At 70.1% G+C, this 15,922-nt stretch carries 16 protein-coding genes and 1 tRNA gene; 6 read left to right on the top strand and 11 right to left on the bottom strand.

Going from position 1 to position 15,922, the window contains the following annotated elements; translation table 11 throughout:
- The first annotated feature begins 154 nt into the window (after positions 1-154).
- Complete coding sequence (locus HNR51_RS02515) at positions 155-358, top strand: CsbD family protein (protein ID WP_012454001.1); 204 nt, start codon at positions 155-157, stop codon at positions 356-358.
- A 149-nt stretch (positions 359-507) separates the two neighbouring features.
- Positions 508-891, top strand: coding sequence for a CsbD family protein (locus HNR51_RS02510; protein WP_182553880.1), 384 nt, complete (start codon positions 508-510; stop codon positions 889-891).
- Here the strand turns inward: HNR51_RS02510 and HNR51_RS02505 are convergent.
- Entirely contained in the window at positions 875-1,828 is a 954-nt protein-coding gene (locus tag HNR51_RS02505) for a sensor domain-containing diguanylate cyclase (protein ID WP_239681627.1), read from the bottom strand. The genes HNR51_RS02510 and HNR51_RS02505 overlap by 17 nt on opposite strands.
- A 108-nt stretch (positions 1,829-1,936) precedes the next feature.
- Between HNR51_RS02505 and HNR51_RS02500 the strand changes: the two genes are divergently transcribed.
- Entirely contained in the window at positions 1,937-2,713 is a 777-nt protein-coding gene (locus tag HNR51_RS02500; protein ID WP_182553879.1) for a creatininase family protein, read from the top strand.
- A gap of 39 nt (positions 2,714-2,752) precedes the next feature.
- Here HNR51_RS02500 and HNR51_RS02495 read toward each other — a convergent pair whose 3' ends face one another.
- From HNR51_RS02495 to HNR51_RS02480, 4 genes are all read right to left on the bottom strand, one after another.
- Positions 2,753-4,018 carry a glycosyltransferase gene (locus tag HNR51_RS02495; protein ID WP_182553878.1) on the bottom strand — a complete coding sequence of 422 codons (1,266 nt, stop codon included), beginning with the start codon at positions 4,016-4,018 and terminating at the stop codon, positions 2,753-2,755.
- 59 nt (positions 4,019-4,077) lie between these two features.
- Positions 4,078-5,361, bottom strand: a complete 1,284-nt coding sequence (locus HNR51_RS02490) for a hypothetical protein (RefSeq protein ID WP_012453994.1) — start codon at positions 5,359-5,361, stop codon at positions 4,078-4,080.
- Positions 5,362-5,621: 260 nt separating this feature from the next.
- Positions 5,622-5,697, bottom strand: a tRNA-Thr gene (locus tag HNR51_RS02485).
- A 331-nt stretch (positions 5,698-6,028) separates the two neighbouring features.
- Positions 6,029-8,095: a putative bifunctional diguanylate cyclase/phosphodiesterase gene (locus HNR51_RS02480; RefSeq protein WP_182553877.1), complete on the bottom strand. Its 2,067-nt coding sequence runs from the start codon at positions 8,093-8,095 to the stop codon at positions 6,029-6,031.
- 520 nt (positions 8,096-8,615) lie between these two features.
- On the opposite strand from HNR51_RS02480, the gene HNR51_RS02475 reads away from it, so the two are divergent.
- Complete coding sequence (locus HNR51_RS02475; RefSeq protein ID WP_182553876.1) at positions 8,616-8,948, top strand: DUF167 domain-containing protein; 333 nt, start codon at positions 8,616-8,618, stop codon at positions 8,946-8,948.
- A gap of 104 nt (positions 8,949-9,052) precedes the next feature.
- Here the strand turns inward: HNR51_RS02475 and cmk are convergent, their stop codons facing one another.
- The gene (gene cmk, locus HNR51_RS02470; RefSeq protein ID WP_182553875.1) at positions 9,053-9,721 is read right to left on the bottom strand and encodes a (d)CMP kinase; all 669 of its coding nucleotides are present in this window, start codon (positions 9,719-9,721) and stop codon (positions 9,053-9,055) included.
- Positions 9,718-11,079 carry a 3-phosphoshikimate 1-carboxyvinyltransferase gene (gene aroA / locus HNR51_RS02465; protein WP_182553874.1) on the bottom strand — a complete coding sequence of 454 codons (1,362 nt, stop codon included), beginning with the start codon at positions 11,077-11,079 and terminating at the stop codon, positions 9,718-9,720. Before aroA ends, cmk begins: the two co-directional genes overlap by 4 nt.
- 365 nt (positions 11,080-11,444) lie before the next feature.
- Between aroA and HNR51_RS02460 the strand changes: the two genes are divergently transcribed.
- Both HNR51_RS02460 and HNR51_RS02455 read left to right on the top strand, forming a co-directional pair.
- Positions 11,445-11,711, top strand: a complete 267-nt coding sequence (locus HNR51_RS02460) for a hypothetical protein (protein WP_182554017.1) — start codon at positions 11,445-11,447, stop codon at positions 11,709-11,711.
- 169 nt (positions 11,712-11,880) lie between these two features.
- Positions 11,881-12,255, top strand: coding sequence for a TIGR02300 family protein (locus HNR51_RS02455; RefSeq protein WP_182553873.1), 375 nt, complete (start codon positions 11,881-11,883; stop codon positions 12,253-12,255).
- Between the two features lie 32 nt (positions 12,256-12,287).
- Here HNR51_RS02455 and HNR51_RS02450 read toward each other — a convergent pair whose 3' ends face one another.
- The 4 genes from HNR51_RS02450 to HNR51_RS02435 form a co-directional block, all read right to left on the bottom strand.
- Complete coding sequence (locus HNR51_RS02450) at positions 12,288-13,007, bottom strand: ferredoxin reductase (RefSeq protein WP_182553872.1); 720 nt, start codon at positions 13,005-13,007, stop codon at positions 12,288-12,290.
- Positions 13,008-13,020: 13 nt separating this feature from the next.
- A complete protein-coding gene (locus HNR51_RS02445; RefSeq protein WP_182553871.1) occupies positions 13,021-13,626 on the bottom strand; it encodes a sulfite oxidase-like oxidoreductase in 606 nt (201 codons plus the stop codon).
- A gap of 154 nt (positions 13,627-13,780) precedes the next feature.
- Positions 13,781-14,281, bottom strand: coding sequence for a hypothetical protein (locus HNR51_RS02440; RefSeq protein WP_182553870.1), 501 nt, complete (start codon positions 14,279-14,281; stop codon positions 13,781-13,783).
- Between the two features lie 246 nt (positions 14,282-14,527).
- Positions 14,528-15,535, bottom strand: coding sequence for a DUF2336 domain-containing protein (locus tag HNR51_RS02435; RefSeq protein ID WP_182553869.1), 1,008 nt, complete (start codon positions 15,533-15,535; stop codon positions 14,528-14,530).
- Between the last annotated feature and the right edge of the window lie 387 nt (positions 15,536-15,922).

Here is a 15,922-nt window from a genome sequence, read left to right as displayed (position 1 = left end):
GCCGCTGCGGAGTAGCGGGAAATTGAATGCAATCGGCAGCAGGCGTGCGGCGAGACACACCCCATCATAGGAGTGGAACCAAGCGCCTGTGGATCCCGTTCAGCTTGCCGAGAGCGCCGAGACGCGGTGCGAAAACAATGAACGGAGAAACCCGATGAGCAGCACGACCGATAAGATCAAGGGTGCCGCCAACGAGGCCGCTGGCAACATCAAGCAGAGCGTCGGCAAGGTGACCGGCAACGAGAAGCTGCAGGCCGAGGGCAAGGCTCAGGAGGTCGAAGGCAAGACCCAGCGCGCCGTCGGCGGTGCCAAGGACGGCGTCAAGAACGCCGCGGATGCGGTCAAGAGCAAGCTCTGAGGCGCGAGGGCCGGCGGTCTTCCCCATCAGTGACCCGACGGCCGGAGCCGCACCCGACCGGGTGCGGCTTCTTCGTTTGAAACGGCGCCTTTGGGCGGGGCTCGACACGACGAGTTCGACACGACGAATTTGATCAAAAGGAATTCATCATGAACAGGGACCAGATCGAGGGCGGATTCCGCAACCTCAAGGGCCGCGGCCGTACCGCGCTCGGCGCCGTGGCGGGTCGCGCCCGTCCGCAGGTCGAGGGCGCCTACGAGCAGGTCGCCGGCGTGGCGCAGGCGGCCTATGGCCGGACCCGCGAGCGCGCCGAGGACCTCTACGAGGACGGTTACCGCCTCGCCGACGAAGTGGCCTCCCGCGGCCGGCATCTGCGCGACGAGGCCCGCACCCGCGGGCGTCACCTCCATGATGAGGCGCATCGGCGCGGCCGTGCGCTCGCCGTGCGGGCCGAGGAGAACCGCGGCACGACGCTGGCTCTCGTCGCTGCGACGGCCTTCGGCCTCGGCTGGCTCCTCAGCCGCCGCCGCTGACGCCGGCCCCCTCGCCGCCTTTCCCTGCCAGCGCCTTGGACGCGTAAAGGGCACGGTCCGCCCGCGCGAGCAGGGCATCAACGGTATCCTCGGGTCCTGCTGCCCGGGCGGCACCGAAGCTGGCACAGACCCGCACCGTCTCGGCCGCGATCGCGATGGGTGCGGCGATGACGGCGCGCACGGTCTCGATAGAGACCGTCGCGCCGTCCGGCACGATCAGGACGAATTCGTCGCCCCCGGGCCGGGCCGCGAACAAGCCCTGAAGCATGGCCAGCTCGGCCAGACGGCGACCGATCTCGGTCAGGACAAGGTCGCCCGCGGCGTGGCCGAGGCGGTCATTGACCGGTTTGAAGCCGTCGAGATCGAGGCAGAGCACCCCGGGCCGGCGTCCGATGGAGAGCCGCCCGGCGAGATGCTCGCGCAGGTACATCCGATTGGGCAAACCGGTCAGATCGTCGTGGCGGGCGGTATGGCGAAGACGCTCGTTCTCCGCCTCTCGCTCGGTCACGTCCCGGTCGATGCCGCGATAGCCGCGCAACTCTCCCTCCGGACCGAACAGCGGCACGCCGCTCGTCTCCAGCACGACGAGGCGGCCGTCCTTGCGCAGATTGCGGTTGAGGAGCTGAGCGAACGGCCGGCGTTCCGCAGCGATGGCGGCGAAGATCCGGCCGATTCGCTCGGCCTCGTCCGGGGGCATGAAGTCGAAGGGCGTGCACCCCACCACCTCCTCGGGCTCGCGGCCGAGCAGGGCGACGCATTGGCGCGACGCGTAGGTGTAGCGCCCCTGGGCATCGACCTCCCAGATCCAGTCGGAATTCTGCTCCAGCATCTCCCGCAGACGGGCCAATTCCCGCCGCATCGCCTCGGCGGCGAAGCTATCTTCCGCGGCCGTCTCGGGCGGGGGCGCGGTAGACGGGTTCGGAGGGAGCGTCTTCACGGGTGTCGGGAGCCGGCAACAGGGATGATCCGGCAAATTATCTGGCATCTTGACTAAGGACCCGTTGAGGCCGGAAGCGTCCAGGTCTGCGGCAACGGAGACGAGAGCATGCCGGCGCGATCCTGGCTCGACCTGACGACGGAGGAGATCCGCACCCGCGACATGAGCCGGGCCATCGCCGTGCTTCCGGTCGCCGCGGTGGAGCAGCACGGCCCTCACCTGCCGCTCGGCACCGATACCCTGATCGCGGAGGGCTATCTGGAGCGGGTGGCGCGGCTGGTCCCGGATGGGCTCGACGTGCTGCTCCTGCCGGTCCAGGCGGTCGGCAAGTCGGACGAGCACGATTCCTTTCCCGGCACCCTGACCCTGACCGCCGCCACGGCGCTCGCCGCCTGGACCGAAATCGGCGCGAGCCTGCACCGGGCGGGCTGCACGCGGCTCGTCATTGTCTCCTCGCATGGCGGCAACAGCGCGCTCATCGACCTCGTGGCGGGTGAGTTGCGCGGCCAGTTCGGCATGGTCGCGGTCACGACCTCGTGGAGCCGGCTCGGTTTGCCCGAGGGGTTGTTTCCGGCCGAGGAGATCCGCCACGGCATCCATGCCGGCGGCATCGAGACCGCGCTGATGCTGGCGCTGAGGCCCGATCTCGTGCGGCGGGAGCACGTCGCGGCGTTCGCGCCCCGCACGGTGGCGATGGCGCGCGACTTCACCCTGCTGCGTGCCGGCCGCCCGGCGGCCTTCGCCTGGAAGACGGAAGACCTGCACCCGTCCGGCGCGCTGGGCGACGCCCGCCTCGGCACGGCGGAGGCCGGCGAGGCCGCCCTCGATCACGGCGCGCGCACCTTCGTGCGGCTGCTGGAGGAAGTGGACCGCTTCACGCTGTAGAGACGCCCCTTCACGAGGATCGAGGGCCGGCGGTGAGGCTCAGCCGGCCGGCGGGCGGATCGTTCGCGCGAAGGCCTCCACAGCGTCGCACGCTTCCGCGACGCCGTCCTCCTGCGCCATCCGGGCCTTGGCCGCCGTGCAGGCCTGGGCGACACGCGGATCGGTCAGCAGGTGGCGCAGCGTCGGCGCGGCGCGCCCGGGCGTGAAGCGGCGGCGGCTCAAGGCGGCGCCGACGCCGAGCCGCCGCAGCCAGCGTGCCTCATCGAAGTGATCGAAGGCGACAGGCACCACCAGCTGCGGGATGCCGGCGGCGAGCGCCTGCGCGACCGTGCCGATTCCGCCGTGATGGACGAGAGCGGCGCAGCGGGGCAGCACGCGGCTGAACGGGGCGTAGGGCACGTGCAGCACGCCGTCCGGCAGACGGGCCGGAACCTGCCCGCTCTGGGGCGCCAGGAGGATGCCGCGACGGCCGAGCTCGGCGCAGATCCGCAGGGCGGTGCGGAAGAAGGTTTGGCTGCGGGACATGGCCGAGCCGTATGTGAAGGCGAGCGGCGGGGGGCCCGCTTCGAGGAAGCGCGCGACGGCGGGTTCCGGCTCGGCGATGTCGCCGAAGCGGTCCGCGAGGGGGAAACCGACCTGCAGCGATTGCGGCATCCGGTGGGGCTGCGGCGCGGCGTACCATTTGGGGAAGGTGAGGAGGACGCGCTGCGGACTGCTCCACCACCGGCGGAGCCGCTGCACCGGCGGCAGGTCGAGCCGCGCCCGGAATTCGTTCAGGGCCGGCAGGGCGGCGGGACCGATGACGAAGCGGTCCGCGCCGCGCCCGATCCAATGGCGGAAGCGGGCCGGCAGCCGCTCGGGGAGCGGCAGGCCGGGGAGTACCGGCGGATCGGCGCGGCTCCCGGCGAGCAGGGGCATGAGATGCACCGTGACCACATCCAGCCCGAGCTTTTCCTGCGCGACCCGGGCGCCGAGCGCCAGCGTCGAGGCGACCACGACGCTCTCGCCCGGCTGGGCATTCGCAGCCAGCCAGCGATAGACCGGCTCGGTCGCGGCCGAGACGTGGCGGAACATCGCCCCGACGCCGCGCCAGGGGCGCCAGAGTTCGGCCTCGGCCGCGGCGAGACGGTAATCCTCCTCCGTCCCGATGGCGAAGAACGGAAGGTCCGCCCGCGCGGCCATCGCGGCGAAGGGTGCGGGCGCCGCCAGGGTGACCGCGTGCTCCCGCCGCCGCAGCTCGGCCGCGATGGCGAGGAGCGGAAGGACATCGCCGTGACTGCCGACGGCAACGATGAAAACTCGCATCAGCCTCAAGGCCGACTTTCACCCGCCATGCGCGGGCACGGGCGCGCGGCGACGCCGGATCAGAGCGGAAGGGCGGGCTCACGTTCGGGGCACGCAGCGGGAGCGAGCACCTGCTCGCGCAGCCGTTGCGGGCCCAGGGTCATCGCGAAGAAGTCGTAGGCGCCGGGCCGCTCGTTCGCGAGAAGGAACTGGAAGTGCATCCGGAAGGGCCGGAAGCGCACCCGGCGATAGGTCTCCGGACAGAGCAAGTCGCGGAAGCGCGCCGAACGGATCAGGGGATTGGCAACCGGGGCGCCGCCCAGGCCGAGATCGAGGTCGTGCAGCGGATTGAAGCCGGGGAAGTTCATCCAGTCCTGGGGAGCGTGGAAATCGCACCAGACGAGGCGCCGCTCCGTGACGAGGCGGGCGATCTCCGATCGCAGGCGCACGGCCGCGGGCTGCATCGCCACCAGCGGCAATCCCGACCCCAGCGTCGCGAGGGACAGGCTTGCCCCCGAGGTGCCGATCTCCGCATCGCGGGCGAGCACCCGGGCCGCGACCTCCACCGCCGTCAGCCCACCGGAGGAATGACCGACGATCATCACCTCGTCGGCCGTCTCCCCCGCCGCGCTCCGCGCCGCGAGACGGGACAGGATGTGTCCGGCGAAGGCATCGAGGCGCCGCTCGTAATCGGGCCGCCAGCCCTGACCGTGCTGCCAATTGAACACCCAGTCGTTGAGGAGCTGCCAGAAGAAGACGCGGTTCAGGAAGGCCTCGATGGCCTTGATCCAGACGAGGCCCGCGGCCACGCCCAGCGGCAACGAGACCCAAAGCGGCAGGCCGAGGCTGTGGCCGAACGCATTGCCGAGATGGGCATGCACCACCACCGCGATGACGGCCGACAGAGCGGTGAGGAGGATCACCATCACGAAGGGGTAGAGGATGACGTTCCCGTATTTCCAGTTCAGCCGGTAGAAGCGGAACAGCAGGCCGAGCAGGATCGCATGCAGGGTGCCCGCGACGAGGAGCGCCACGCTGAGGAAGCGGGAGCGGGCGAAGTCGGCGGCGACGATGTCGTCCCACAGGAGAACGTCGTAGCGGGTCTCGGCCCCCTCGCCCTGCTCGGGCGCCGTCACGGTCCAGCTCTGAACCAGCCCGTCCTCGCTCAGGTCGGCGCGGGAGATCGCGCGCCCGCCGCCGCCGAACCGCTTGGCGTAGCGGGCCCATTCGCGCACGAAGAGCAGCCGGTAGCGGGTCCGGGCCTCGGGATCGTAACCGGGAACGTAGAAGACGAAGCGGCGGCGCACCGTGTCGAGCCGCGCCTCCTGCAGATCGGGCGGCGTGAAGCTCAACGCGCTGCGCATTTCTCCGAACGCCCCATCCGGATCTGTGCCCTCCCCCCGTGGTCGAGCGCATTCGCCGCCACCGGACAGAGCCTCAAAGCACGCGCAGGCGCACCATCCTTGGTTATAACTCTTGGAGTTGTGAAATGGATGCTCCCGCCGCGCGCTCGAAGGCGGTCTCCGGCGCTTGAGGCGCGGATCGTTCCAGGATAGCGGGCGCCCGACACGACAGCGTCATGGGACGGAATCAGCCCGCCCCTCGGCAAGATCAGAAGCGGGAATGGTGCCGGTTGCGGGACTCGAACTCGCGACCTACCGCTTACAAGGCGGTTGCTCTACCAACTGAGCTAAACCGGCAACGGACAACCCGCTACCAGTCTGACCCGGACGGCGCAAGCGCATCCGGGCCCTTCATCTGCGCTGACCTCGGCCTCAATCTGCCTCTTGTGCACAATTGAGCTTCGTCTGTGCGGACAAGTTCAAGCATTGCACTGGACCGGAGGCACGGGATTGGCAGGAAATCCGTCAAAGCCGCGGCTCGCGGTGCCGCGTCCCCGACCTCTATCACCGACCCGGCCGAGGGCGATGCGTCGGCGCTCGCGGACATCGCCAGCGTGATTCTGGCCGGCGCGGATCTGGCCGGAAGCGGTCAGGCCGCGATCAGGCGGCTCGCGAGGATCGCGGTTCCTCAGATGGATCGTGCTTCGGCGCGGCGCAGCGGCTTGCGCGGCGCGCCGACGGTATCGAAGCGGGCCGGCAACTCCGGGCGACCCAGCAGATAGCCCTGCAGGTCGAGACCGCGCTCCCGCGCCAGGAGCCGGTGCTGCTCCTCCGTTTCCACGCCCTCGGCCGTCACCGCCAGGCGGAGGCTGCGCGACAGGCCGATGATGGCCCGCACGATCGCCGTCGATTGCGGATCTTGACCGAGCCCCTGGACGAAGCTCCGGTCGATCTTGAGGCGCGTGAGCGGGAAGGTGTGGACGAAGCTCAGCGACGAGTAGCCGGTGCCGAAATCGTCGAGCGCGATCATCACCCCCATGGTCCGCAGCCGCTGGAGCAGGCTGAGGGCGAGTTCGCGGTTCTGGAGCACCGCCGTCTCGGTGATCTCGACCTCCAGCCGGTGCGGCGCCAGACCGCTCGCGGCCAGCGCCTGCTCGACGGCGTCGATGAACAGGGCGCTGCGCAGTTGCGTCGCCGAGACGTTGACCGCCACGGTGAGATGGGCGGGCCAGGCCGCCGCCTCGCGGCACGCCTCGGCCAGGATCCAGGCACCGATCTCGGGCATCAGCCCCGCCTCCTCGGCCGCCGGCACGAAGTCCGCGGGCGAGATCGCCACCCCGTCCGGCCGCCGCCAGCGCAGCAGCGCCTCGAAGCCGATGGTCGCACCGGTGCGGGCGCGCACGATCGGCTGGTAGTGCAGGACGAATTCGCGCCGCTCCACGGCCCGGTTCAGGTCGGCTTCCAGGCTCGCCCGGGCCGCGGCGATGTCGCCCATCGACGGGTTGTAGAAGCTGTAGCGGTTCCGACCCTCCTTCTTGGCCTCGTAGAGGGCGAGGTCGGCATTGCGCAGGAGCAGGTCGGGATCGCGCCCGGCCAGCGGCGCGGCGGCGATGCCGATACTGGCGCCGATCCGGATCGGGAGCCTCCGGACAGCGTAGGGCTGATTGAGGACTTCGAGGATCTGCTGCGCGGTGCCCGCCAGTTGCCGCGGATCGGAGGGCCTGAGGATCACCGCGAATTCGTCGCCGCCCAGGCGCGCGATAACATCCTGTGCCCGCACCGTCCGCCGCAGGCGCCGGGCAACCTCCTGGAGGAGTTGGTCGCCGGCGGCGTGGCCGAACGTGTCGTTGATCGGCTTGAAGCGGTCGAGATCGATGTAGAGGACGGCGCAGCTCTCCCACGTCTCGGAGGCCAGGGTCTCGGTCAGGGCCTGATGCAGCGTCGCGCGGTTGGCCAGATCCGTCAGGGGATCGTGCTGGGCCAAGTGCTGGATCTGCTGCTCGAACTGGCGCCGCTCGGTCACATCGACGAAGGTCGAGACCCAGCCCCCTGCGGCAAGGCGTCGGGTCGTGACCGACAGGATCCGCTCCCGATGAACGATCTCGGAGACCGCGGAGCTGTCGAGGCCGAGGTCGGGGCGCAAGTGGTCCGTCACGAAGACGAGAGCGGCGGTCTCGCTCAGTGCGTCGGACAGCACCGTTCCGATCGTCGCGCCCACGAGCGGATCGCAGCCCGGCCCCGCGAGGATCTCGTGCATCTGCTCGTTGGCGAGCACCACGCGCCCCTCGCCGTTGATGAGGCACAGACCCTGGACCATGTTGGACATAGCAAGGTCGAGATTGCCGAGGGCGGCATCGAGCTTGACGGCACTGGCGCGCTTCTCGGTGTTGTCGCGGGTGATCTTGGCAAAGCCGATGAAGCGGCCATCGTCGTCGTGGATCGCATCGATGACGACATGGGCCCAGAAGCGTGAGCCGTCCTTGCGCAGGCGCCAGCCCTCAGCCTCGAACCGGCCCTCCTGACGCGCTGTCTCGAGATTCCGCCCGGGCAATCCCGCGGCGCGATCCTCCCGCGTGTAGAAGCGGGCGAAGTGATTCCCGATGATCTCTTCGGCCGTGTAGCCGTTGGCGCGCTGCGCCCCAGCATTCCAGTTCACGACGGTGCCGTCCGGGGACAGCATGTAGATCGCGTAGTCCGTTACCCCCTGGACCAGGAGACGGTACATGATGTCGGCGTCGTCCGGGCGGTTCGGCATCATCGAGTCTTGCGGCCTGCGTCGGGCAAGAAGAAACCCACAAAGGTTAAATCTTGCTGCGCTGCGGCTCGACATCTCGTGGCTACGACAGCTGCAATAACCTGTGGTAGTGCGCGATCCCATGCGCTCAGGTTGCCGCGACCGGGGATGAGGCAACCTCGACGCTGCCGGGATACGCGGGACAAGCCAAACAGGCTCCATCTTGGGCGAGCTTCACGAAGGCGTGAGGCTCTCACGACGCTTCGGGCCGGCGCTTCGCACAGATTTCGCCGCCACGCCCCTGTTGCCCGCTGCCCTCTCGCGACCCGCCTCGGGCGACGACGCTGAGGGGTGGCTCGGGCACAGGTCCGCCACTCTTCGTCACGTGATCGACGGAGCGGCTCTTGCGGCAACCAAAGCCTCGTCTTTCGAAAGGGGGCGATCCTCGTCCGGGGCGATGCTTGACAGGGCTCGACCGGGACTGGGACCTGCCGATGCAGGATCGCCTCCACGGTCGGGAAACGGCGCCAGAGTGACCTTCGTGACGCAATGCCCTTTCACCGCCTGCGCGGACGGCCTCATCCTCGCGGTGCGGCTGACGCCGCGGGCCGGCCGCACCGGCCTCGACGGGATTCGCGCGGAGCCGGACGGGCGGCCGGTCCTCTGTCTGCGGGTCGCGGCCCCGCCGGTCGAGGGCGCTGCCAATGCGGCCCTCACCGCCTTCGTCGCCAAGAGCCTCGGGCTGCGGAAGTCGGAGGTGACGCTCGTCTCCGGCGAGACTTCGCGCACCAAGCGGCTGCACCTCTCGGGCGATCCGCAGGCCCTGGCTGCGCGAGCGACGGCTTGGCTCGGCGGAGACGGACCGGGGGGCTAACGCCGCCGGTGAGCCGAGCCGACATCCGCCGGGTCGAAGGGGCCGGACGGATGTCGCACGAGATCCGACAAGATCCTCAGGCGGCCATCCTCAGGCGGCCATCCTCAGGCGGCCTTGAGGCGCTCGACGATGGCGACCGCCTCGGCGAAGGCGGCCTCGGCATCGAGTTCGGTGGTGTCGAGCACCACCGCATCCTCGGCGGCCTTCAGCGGCGCGGCGGCGCGGCTCGAATCGCGGGCGTCGCGGGCGCGGATGTCGGCGAGGATCGCGGCGAGCGTCGTCTCCTCGCCGCGGCCGAGCAGCTCGCGGTGGCGCCGCCGCGCCCGCTCCTCCGGGGCGGCGATGATGAACAGCTTCACCCGCGCCTGCGGGCAGACCACCGTGCCGATGTCGCGCCCGTCGAGCACCGCGCCCTCGGCGTTCTCGGCGAAGCGCCGCTGCCAGGACAGCAGCGCGGCGCGCACCTCCGGCACGGAGGAGACCCGCGAGGCCGCCTCGCCCATCGCCCGCTCCCGCAGGCGCGGATCGGAGAGTCGCTCGGCCGAGAGGGCGGAGGCGGCCCGCGCCGCCGCCCCGGTATCGTCGAGGTCGCTCCCCTCGTCGATCAGGGTCAGCGCCACGGCGCGGTAGAGCAGGCCGGTATCGAGATGCGGCAGGCCGTAATGCAGGGCGAGGCGCTTGGCGAGCGTCCCCTTGCCCGAGGCGGCCGGTCCGTCGATGGCGATCAAGAGGGGCGCGGCCCGGCCGTGCGCGCCGAGGCTGTCCGTGATCATGCGGCGGCCCCGTCCTCGATCCGGGCGCCGAGCGCCAGCATGGTCGGGCGGAAGCTCGGGAAGCTCGTGGCGATCATCGCGCCGTCGTCCACGGTGACGGGTTTCCTCGTAGCGAGCCCCATGACGAGGAACGCCATGGCGATGCGGTGATCGAGATGGGTCGCGACCGTGCCGCCGCCCACGGGCGGCTCGCCCTTGCCGGTCACGATCAGGTCGTCGCCCTCGATGTCGTAGCCGACGCCGTTGGCGGCGAGCCCGGCGGCGACCGCTGCGAGCCGGTCGGATTCCTTGACGCGCAATTCGTGCAGGCCGTTCATCCGGGTCGTGCCCTCGGCGAAGGCCGCCGCGACCGCGAGGATCGGGTACTCGTCGATCATCGACGGCGCCCGCTCGGCGGGCACTTCGACGCCGTGCAGGCGGCTCGCGCGCACCCGCAGGTCGGCCACCGTCTCGCCCCCCTCCTCGCGCTCGTCGAGGCGCTCGATGTCAGCGCCCATCTCGATCAGCGTGGTGATGAGCCCGGTGCGCAGCGGATTCATCATCACGCCGCGCAGGGTCACCTCGGAGCCCGGAACGATCAGCGCCGCCACCAGGGGAAAGGCGGCCGACGACGGATCGGCCGGCACGATCACGTCGGTGCCGCGCAGGGTCGGCTGTCCGGTTAGCGTCACGGTGCGGCCGTGGCCGCCCTCTCCCGACGGCGTCACGGACACGTCCGCGCCGAACAGGCGCAGCATCCGCTCGGTGTGGTCGCGGGAGGCGGCCTTCTCGATGACGGTGGTGGTGCCCGGCGCGTTGAGCCCGGCGAGCAGCACCGCCGATTTGATCTGCGCCGAAGCGACCGGCAGCTCGTAGCGGATCGGAATCGCCTCGCGCGGGCCCCTGAGCGTCAGCGGCACACGTCCGCCCTCGGCCTCGGACACGACCTCGGCCCCCATCTTCAGGATCGGATCGAGGATGCGCCGCATCGGCCGCTTGCGGAGGCTCGCATCGCCGTCGAAGGTCGCGGTGACGGGCTGGCCGCCGACCACGCCCATCATCAGCCGCGAACCGGTGCCGGCATTGCCGAAATCGAGCACGCCATCCGGATCCTGCATCCCGCCGATGCCGACGCCGACGATCCGCCAGCGGCCCTCACCCTCGCGGGTCACCTGTGCGCCCAGGGCCTTCACGGCGGCGGCGGTGCGCAGCACGTCGTCGCCCTCCAGCAATCCCTCGACCCGCGTCTCGCCGACGGAGAGCAGGCCGAAGATCATCGCCCGGTGGGAGATCGACTTGTCGCCCGGCGGCTTCAGGGCCCCGGTCAGGGGGCCTGCGGGATGCGCGGTGACGGGCTGCGGTTCGGAATCGTGCGACACGGGAACTTACGTCTTGCTCGAGCGCTGAGGCGTATCGGCACCCGAGAGGGCACCGAGGGCCGCCCGCCGGGAAGGGCCCGGCGCGACGGGCGCCCCTACCATGCGGGCCGGCCCGCGTCATCCGGAAGGCCGCCAGCGGAGCGCACCCGGCCGCTTTCGCCGATCCGGAGCGAGCTGCATCGCGGTAGGATGATGCCGATCCCCTCAGCCCCTCTGCCGAAAAACGCTCGCAGGAGAACAGCCTGCTACCGCTGATCGCTTGCCGGAGGACGCTCTACTTGCCACTGCGCATTCGTTCTGTGGGGAATGCGCGGAAAGGAGGCGTGGAACAGCCTCGAAGCCTCGACAAAGCTGAACATAGGTTTATGTTGAGCGCCATGACGCCCGTGAGCCAGTGCCTGCGCAAGGTCGATCACGCCTCCACCGCCGCCGATTCGGCGGCCGGACAACGCGTCCTCGATGCCTTGAACGAGCTGGAGAGCGCCTATCGCCGCCCCAGCGAACGCATCGTCGCCCTCGAAGCCGTCCTGCACGGGTTCGATCGCAGCGGACGCGTGGGCGGTACGCCGTTCGGTCGTTTCCTGCGCGTCACCGTCGAGCGGCGGCAGAGCAAGTGGTCGCGCCGGGCCTGACGCCCCCGCTTCTCCCGCCCTGCGCGTTCCGGCCAAGCCCACGGCTCCGCACATCGGCGCGCCGCCCCGCACACGACGCCACATGACGTTTGACATGGGCGGAGGCTGCGACTAACGGGGCCGCTCTCCCGGATCCTTTCCCCCTATCCGTCCCCAGAGGTTTGCAGCCGTGGCTAGACCGGAACTCGGCGTCAAACGCCAGTGCATGAATTGCGGTGCCAAGTTCTACGATCTCGACCGTGATCCGGCGACCTGCCCGAAATGCGGCACGATCTACCAAGTCGCGACGTCGCGCGTGGCCCCGCCCGTCGCCAGCCGCTCGGATGACGACGAGGACGAGGACGAGAAGGGCGGTCCGGAGATCGTCTCCCTCGACGAGGCGGAGGCCAGCGAGGACGATACCGATATCAGCGTCGACGACGAAGAGAGCGGCGACGACGCCAGCGGGGGTGCGGACGACGACACCTTCCTGGAGGAAGAGGACGGCGACGACGACGTCTCCGACCTGATCGACAACGATACGGACGGCGACGAGGAGGGCTGACACCCGCCGCTCCGGCGGCGGATCGGGGACGATCAGCCGCCGAAGCGCTCCGTGCGGACCACGCCCGGCTTGACGCCGGCATCCACCAGCAGGTCCGCCACAGTCCCGACGAAGCCGTTGCCGCCGCAGACGAAGGCGTGGCGCGGCATCCCGAGGCATTCGATCGCCGTGTCGATCATCACCCGGTCGATGCGCCGGCCCGCGGTCGGGCCCTCGCGGGTGAGCAGCAGCGTCAGGTCGAAGCCGGTCTCGTCGCGGGAGCGCGCGGCGAGTTCCGCCCGGGCGATGGCCTCGGCGGCGTTGCGCACCGAGTAGATCAGAAGCATCGGCACCTCCGGCGCGCGCAGGGCGCGCTCGCGCACCATGGCGAGCAGCGGCACGACGCCGGAGCCGCCGCCAATCAGCAGCACCGGTCCGCCCTCCTCCGGGCTCCAGGCAAAGGCGCCGAGGGGGCCGCGCAGCTCGATCGCGTCGCCGACTTCGGCGACCGTGTCGAAGAAGCCCGAGACCTCGCCCGCCTCCAGCCCCTCGATCATCAGTTCGATGCCCGCCGGGTCACCCGGTGCCGAGGCGATGGAGTAGCTGCGCTGCGCCTGATAGCCGTCGGGTGCGGTGAGGCGCACATCGACGTGCTGCCCGGCCCGGTGCGGCCGGTCCAGGGGATCGAAGCGGAAGCTCTTCACCCGCGGCGTCACGGGCGTGATCGCCCGGATCGTCGCGGCCCGCCAGGGAGAGGGCGCTGAGCCGTTCACGTCGGGCCATCCTTCAGTCGCCGCTGAAACGCTGCTCACGCCAGGGGTCGCCGTACATGTGGTAGCCGCGCAGTTCCCAGAAGCCCGCCTCGTCCCTTTCCGTGAAGCGCAGGCCCTTCACCCATTTGGCGCTCTTCCAGAAATAGAGGTGCGGCACGAGGAGACGGGCCGGGCCGCCGTGGTCGGGCGGGATCGGCTTGCCGTCGTAGAGGGTCGCCACCATCGCCCGTCCGCCGGTGAGATCCGCCACCGGCACGTTGGTGGTGTAGTCGTCGTGGCTCTCCGCCAGGAGGAAGCCCGTCGGCGCCTCGAGGCCGGCCGCCGCCAGGATGTCGTCGAAGCTCACCCCCTCCCAGGCGGTGTCGAACTTCGACCATTTGGTCACGCAGTGGATGTCGCCGCCCCAGCGGGTGCGGGGCAGTTGCGCGAACTCGTCCCAGCTCCAGCTCGCCAGCGGCCGCGAGCCGTGGCGCAGGGTGAAACGCCAGCCCTCGGTCGAAACGCGCGGCGTCGGTCCGAGCTGGAGCACGGGGAAGTCGTCGGTAAGGTATTGGCCCGGTGGAAGCCGCTCGCGGATCGAAGCGGCGGGGGGCCGCCCGGTAAAGCCTCGCGTCGCCATCGCGCTCCTCCGCCGTCCTGCGATCCGTCTCGTCCGTCCTGCCTGCGGCAAGCCGTGCGGACGCACCCCTTGTATCCGACACGTCCCCGGGGGCCGCAACGAGACTTCGCCGGAAACCGTTCCCCTCGAAGACGCTCAGGGCAGGCGCAATCCGTCAGGCCGGCCGCGACAGGTCGGGGCGGGGAAGCCGCAGGATGCGCGGCCGCCAGATGCCGAGCACGACGTTGAGCACCGCGACGGCGAGAATCACCCAGAGCGTGTTGCGCTCGGCCGCCAGGGCGCCGGTGAGGGTGGCGGGATCGATCTCGCCGCGGAGCGCGGCGGCGCTGCGCCGGGCCTCCTCCTGCATCGGCCCCTGGATGCCGACGAAGCCGCCCTCGAACACCAGCACGCCGGTGGCGAGCTTGACCCAGGCCCAGCCCGCCTCGCGGAAACCCGGATGCAGCGCGACCGCCAGGAGCCCGGCGACCAGCGTCAGGGCGAGGGAGGGCAGGAAGATCCAGGTGGCGACGGCGCCCATCGCCCCGCGCATCAGGGCGTAGCCGGCGAGCGAATCGGGCGGCGGGGTGAGGCTCAGCAGGACGATGAGGCAGGCCATCGCCCCCATCAGCCCGACCGCCCCCATCGTGTGCAGGAACTTGAGAAGGCGTCGCATGTCGGTGCGCCCCGCGGCGGCAATCGCGCTCCTGGAGCGTCGTCCCGACAGCCGGGGACCGCCCTTCGGAACGACCGTCTCGATCGTAGACCCAAGAGGACGGCCAAGGCGAGGGCTCGCGGCCCGGCACGGTTGCCGGACGCCTCGAACCGCACCCGATCTGATTGCATCAGGTCGGCGCCTCTAGGGCTCTGATTTGACGCGCATTCCTTCGGCGAAGCGGCTTCCACTTCGTCAAAATGCGCTCTAGGCCTCGCCGATGAGGGCCTCCTGTTCGAGGGCGGCGCGCGCCTGTTCGACGGAGAGGGCCCTGAACGCGGACAGGATCCTGCCGAGGTCTCCCCGCGCCTCCGGTCGCTCCACGGTGCAGAGAAGGCGAGCCAGCGTCGCCGTTCCGAGCCCTGCGCAGCGAACGAACAACGTCAGGCGCCGAAGATCCGCGGAAGCGTGGGCGGCGAAGACGTGGTCGGCGGGAATGCGGGCCAGATGGGCAAGGGCGAGCAGCGCTTCGGTCGTACGACCATTGCTCAGCCAATGCTGGACGTCGCCGTCATCCAGGCCGATCTTGATTCGCAGGGCGACCGCCGCTTCGGCTTTGGAGCCCTTCCAGGCCTGCGGCGCGCCGCCATTCATGCGCGCCCGCGCCCGTTCGTAGCGACGCTCGCGCAGAAGCTCCGCCCGCTGTCGCGGCAAAAGATCCATTCGCTGTGCCAACCCTGCGGTCAGCGTGGCTTCGTCCTCGAAGCGCGTCGCCATGAGGAACAGGGTCCTGTTCGAGAGCTGCGCGCCGGCATTGGCGAGCAAGATGCGAAGAACGGCGTCGTTCCCCTTGGCGGCCACGGCCTCGCAGACCGGCTCGCTGAGCACGGTCCGCTGGGCGATGGCGGCCAGATGGTCCTGACTGCGGCTCTGCGCCACGTGAATCAGGACGGCATCGGACAATGCGATCCGGCTGCGGAGGATCGGCCCGGCAACGAGGCCGGCCTTGTCCGCGACAAGCTGGCGGACGAGGCCGGGTGGCGCCTGCGCCAACGTGCCGACATGTTCGGCCACCGCCTGCCGCGCATCGACCTCCGCCGCACTGACGAGTCGTCCGAGCACTTCATCGAACGTCTCCCAATGGACGTTCGAGAGCGAGGCGGACAGGCCGACGAGCAGGTCGGTCACGCCGAGAAGCATCCGCCGATGATGCGACGCGTCGACCGTCCTGAGGGTTTGCTCGACCGTGTCGACCAGTTCGGCGAGGCTGCTCAAGGGAGGATGGCTCTTCGAGACGATAGGATTTTGGGGAGACGCCGATGTCAGCTTCGGACTGGAGCGGCTCCCGATGACCTCGTGATCGGGAGGGGCTCCAAGCCGTTGCTTCGATGCGTTCTCTCGCGTCGAACCGGCACCCGGTCCGGAAGAGAGCGCTCCTGCGCCGCAAGGGCCTCTTCTTCGAGGGCGAAAGCACCGGCACACGGGTTCGGCCGTGCGGCAAACGAGAGCGTGGTCCTCGGTGACATGCGGCCACTCGGATTGAGGCAGGCGCTCACCGCGCCAACGAAGCCATCATCAACAGGCAGCCGACTTTCCCGTCCCCTAAATACTCAGAACAAGTTCAATCAGAGACCCCTCATATCGTCCCATATTCTCGCAAAA

Origin of the sequence: Methylorubrum thiocyanatum (genome assembly GCA_014138645.1) — a bacterium.
GTDB lineage: Bacteria > Pseudomonadota > Alphaproteobacteria > Rhizobiales > Beijerinckiaceae > Methylobacterium > Methylobacterium thiocyanatum.
The sequence above is the reverse complement of the archived record's forward strand: the minus strand, read 5'-3'. Positions and strand labels throughout refer to the sequence as shown.

What these genes read in the sequence shown, in the direction of transcription:
- HNR51_RS02515 (WP_012454001.1), top strand. Translation starts at nt 155, where the DNA reads ATGAGCAGCACGACCGATAAGATCAAGGGTGCCGCCAACGAGGCCGCT.
- HNR51_RS02510 (WP_182553880.1), top strand. Translation starts at nt 508, where the DNA reads ATGAACAGGGACCAGATCGAGGGCGGATTCCGCAACCTCAAGGGCCGC.
- HNR51_RS02500 (WP_182553879.1), top strand. Translation starts at nt 1,937, where the DNA reads ATGCCGGCGCGATCCTGGCTCGACCTGACGACGGAGGAGATCCGCACC.
- HNR51_RS02495 (WP_182553878.1), bottom strand. Translation starts at nt 4,018, where the DNA reads ATGCGAGTTTTCATCGTTGCCGTCGGCAGTCACGGCGATGTCCTTCCG.
- HNR51_RS02490 (WP_012453994.1), bottom strand. Translation starts at nt 5,361, where the DNA reads ATGCGCAGCGCGTTGAGCTTCACGCCGCCCGATCTGCAGGAGGCGCGG.
- HNR51_RS02480 (WP_182553877.1), bottom strand. Translation starts at nt 8,095, where the DNA reads ATGCCGAACCGCCCGGACGACGCCGACATCATGTACCGTCTCCTGGTC.
- cmk (WP_182553875.1), bottom strand. Translation starts at nt 9,721, where the DNA reads ATGATCACGGACAGCCTCGGCGCGCACGGCCGGGCCGCGCCCCTCTTG.
- HNR51_RS02460 (WP_182554017.1), top strand. Translation starts at nt 11,445, where the DNA reads ATGTTGAGCGCCATGACGCCCGTGAGCCAGTGCCTGCGCAAGGTCGAT.
- HNR51_RS02445 (WP_182553871.1), bottom strand. Translation starts at nt 13,626, where the DNA reads ATGGCGACGCGAGGCTTTACCGGGCGGCCCCCCGCCGCTTCGATCCGC.
- HNR51_RS02440 (WP_182553870.1), bottom strand. Translation starts at nt 14,281, where the DNA reads ATGCGACGCCTTCTCAAGTTCCTGCACACGATGGGGGCGGTCGGGCTG.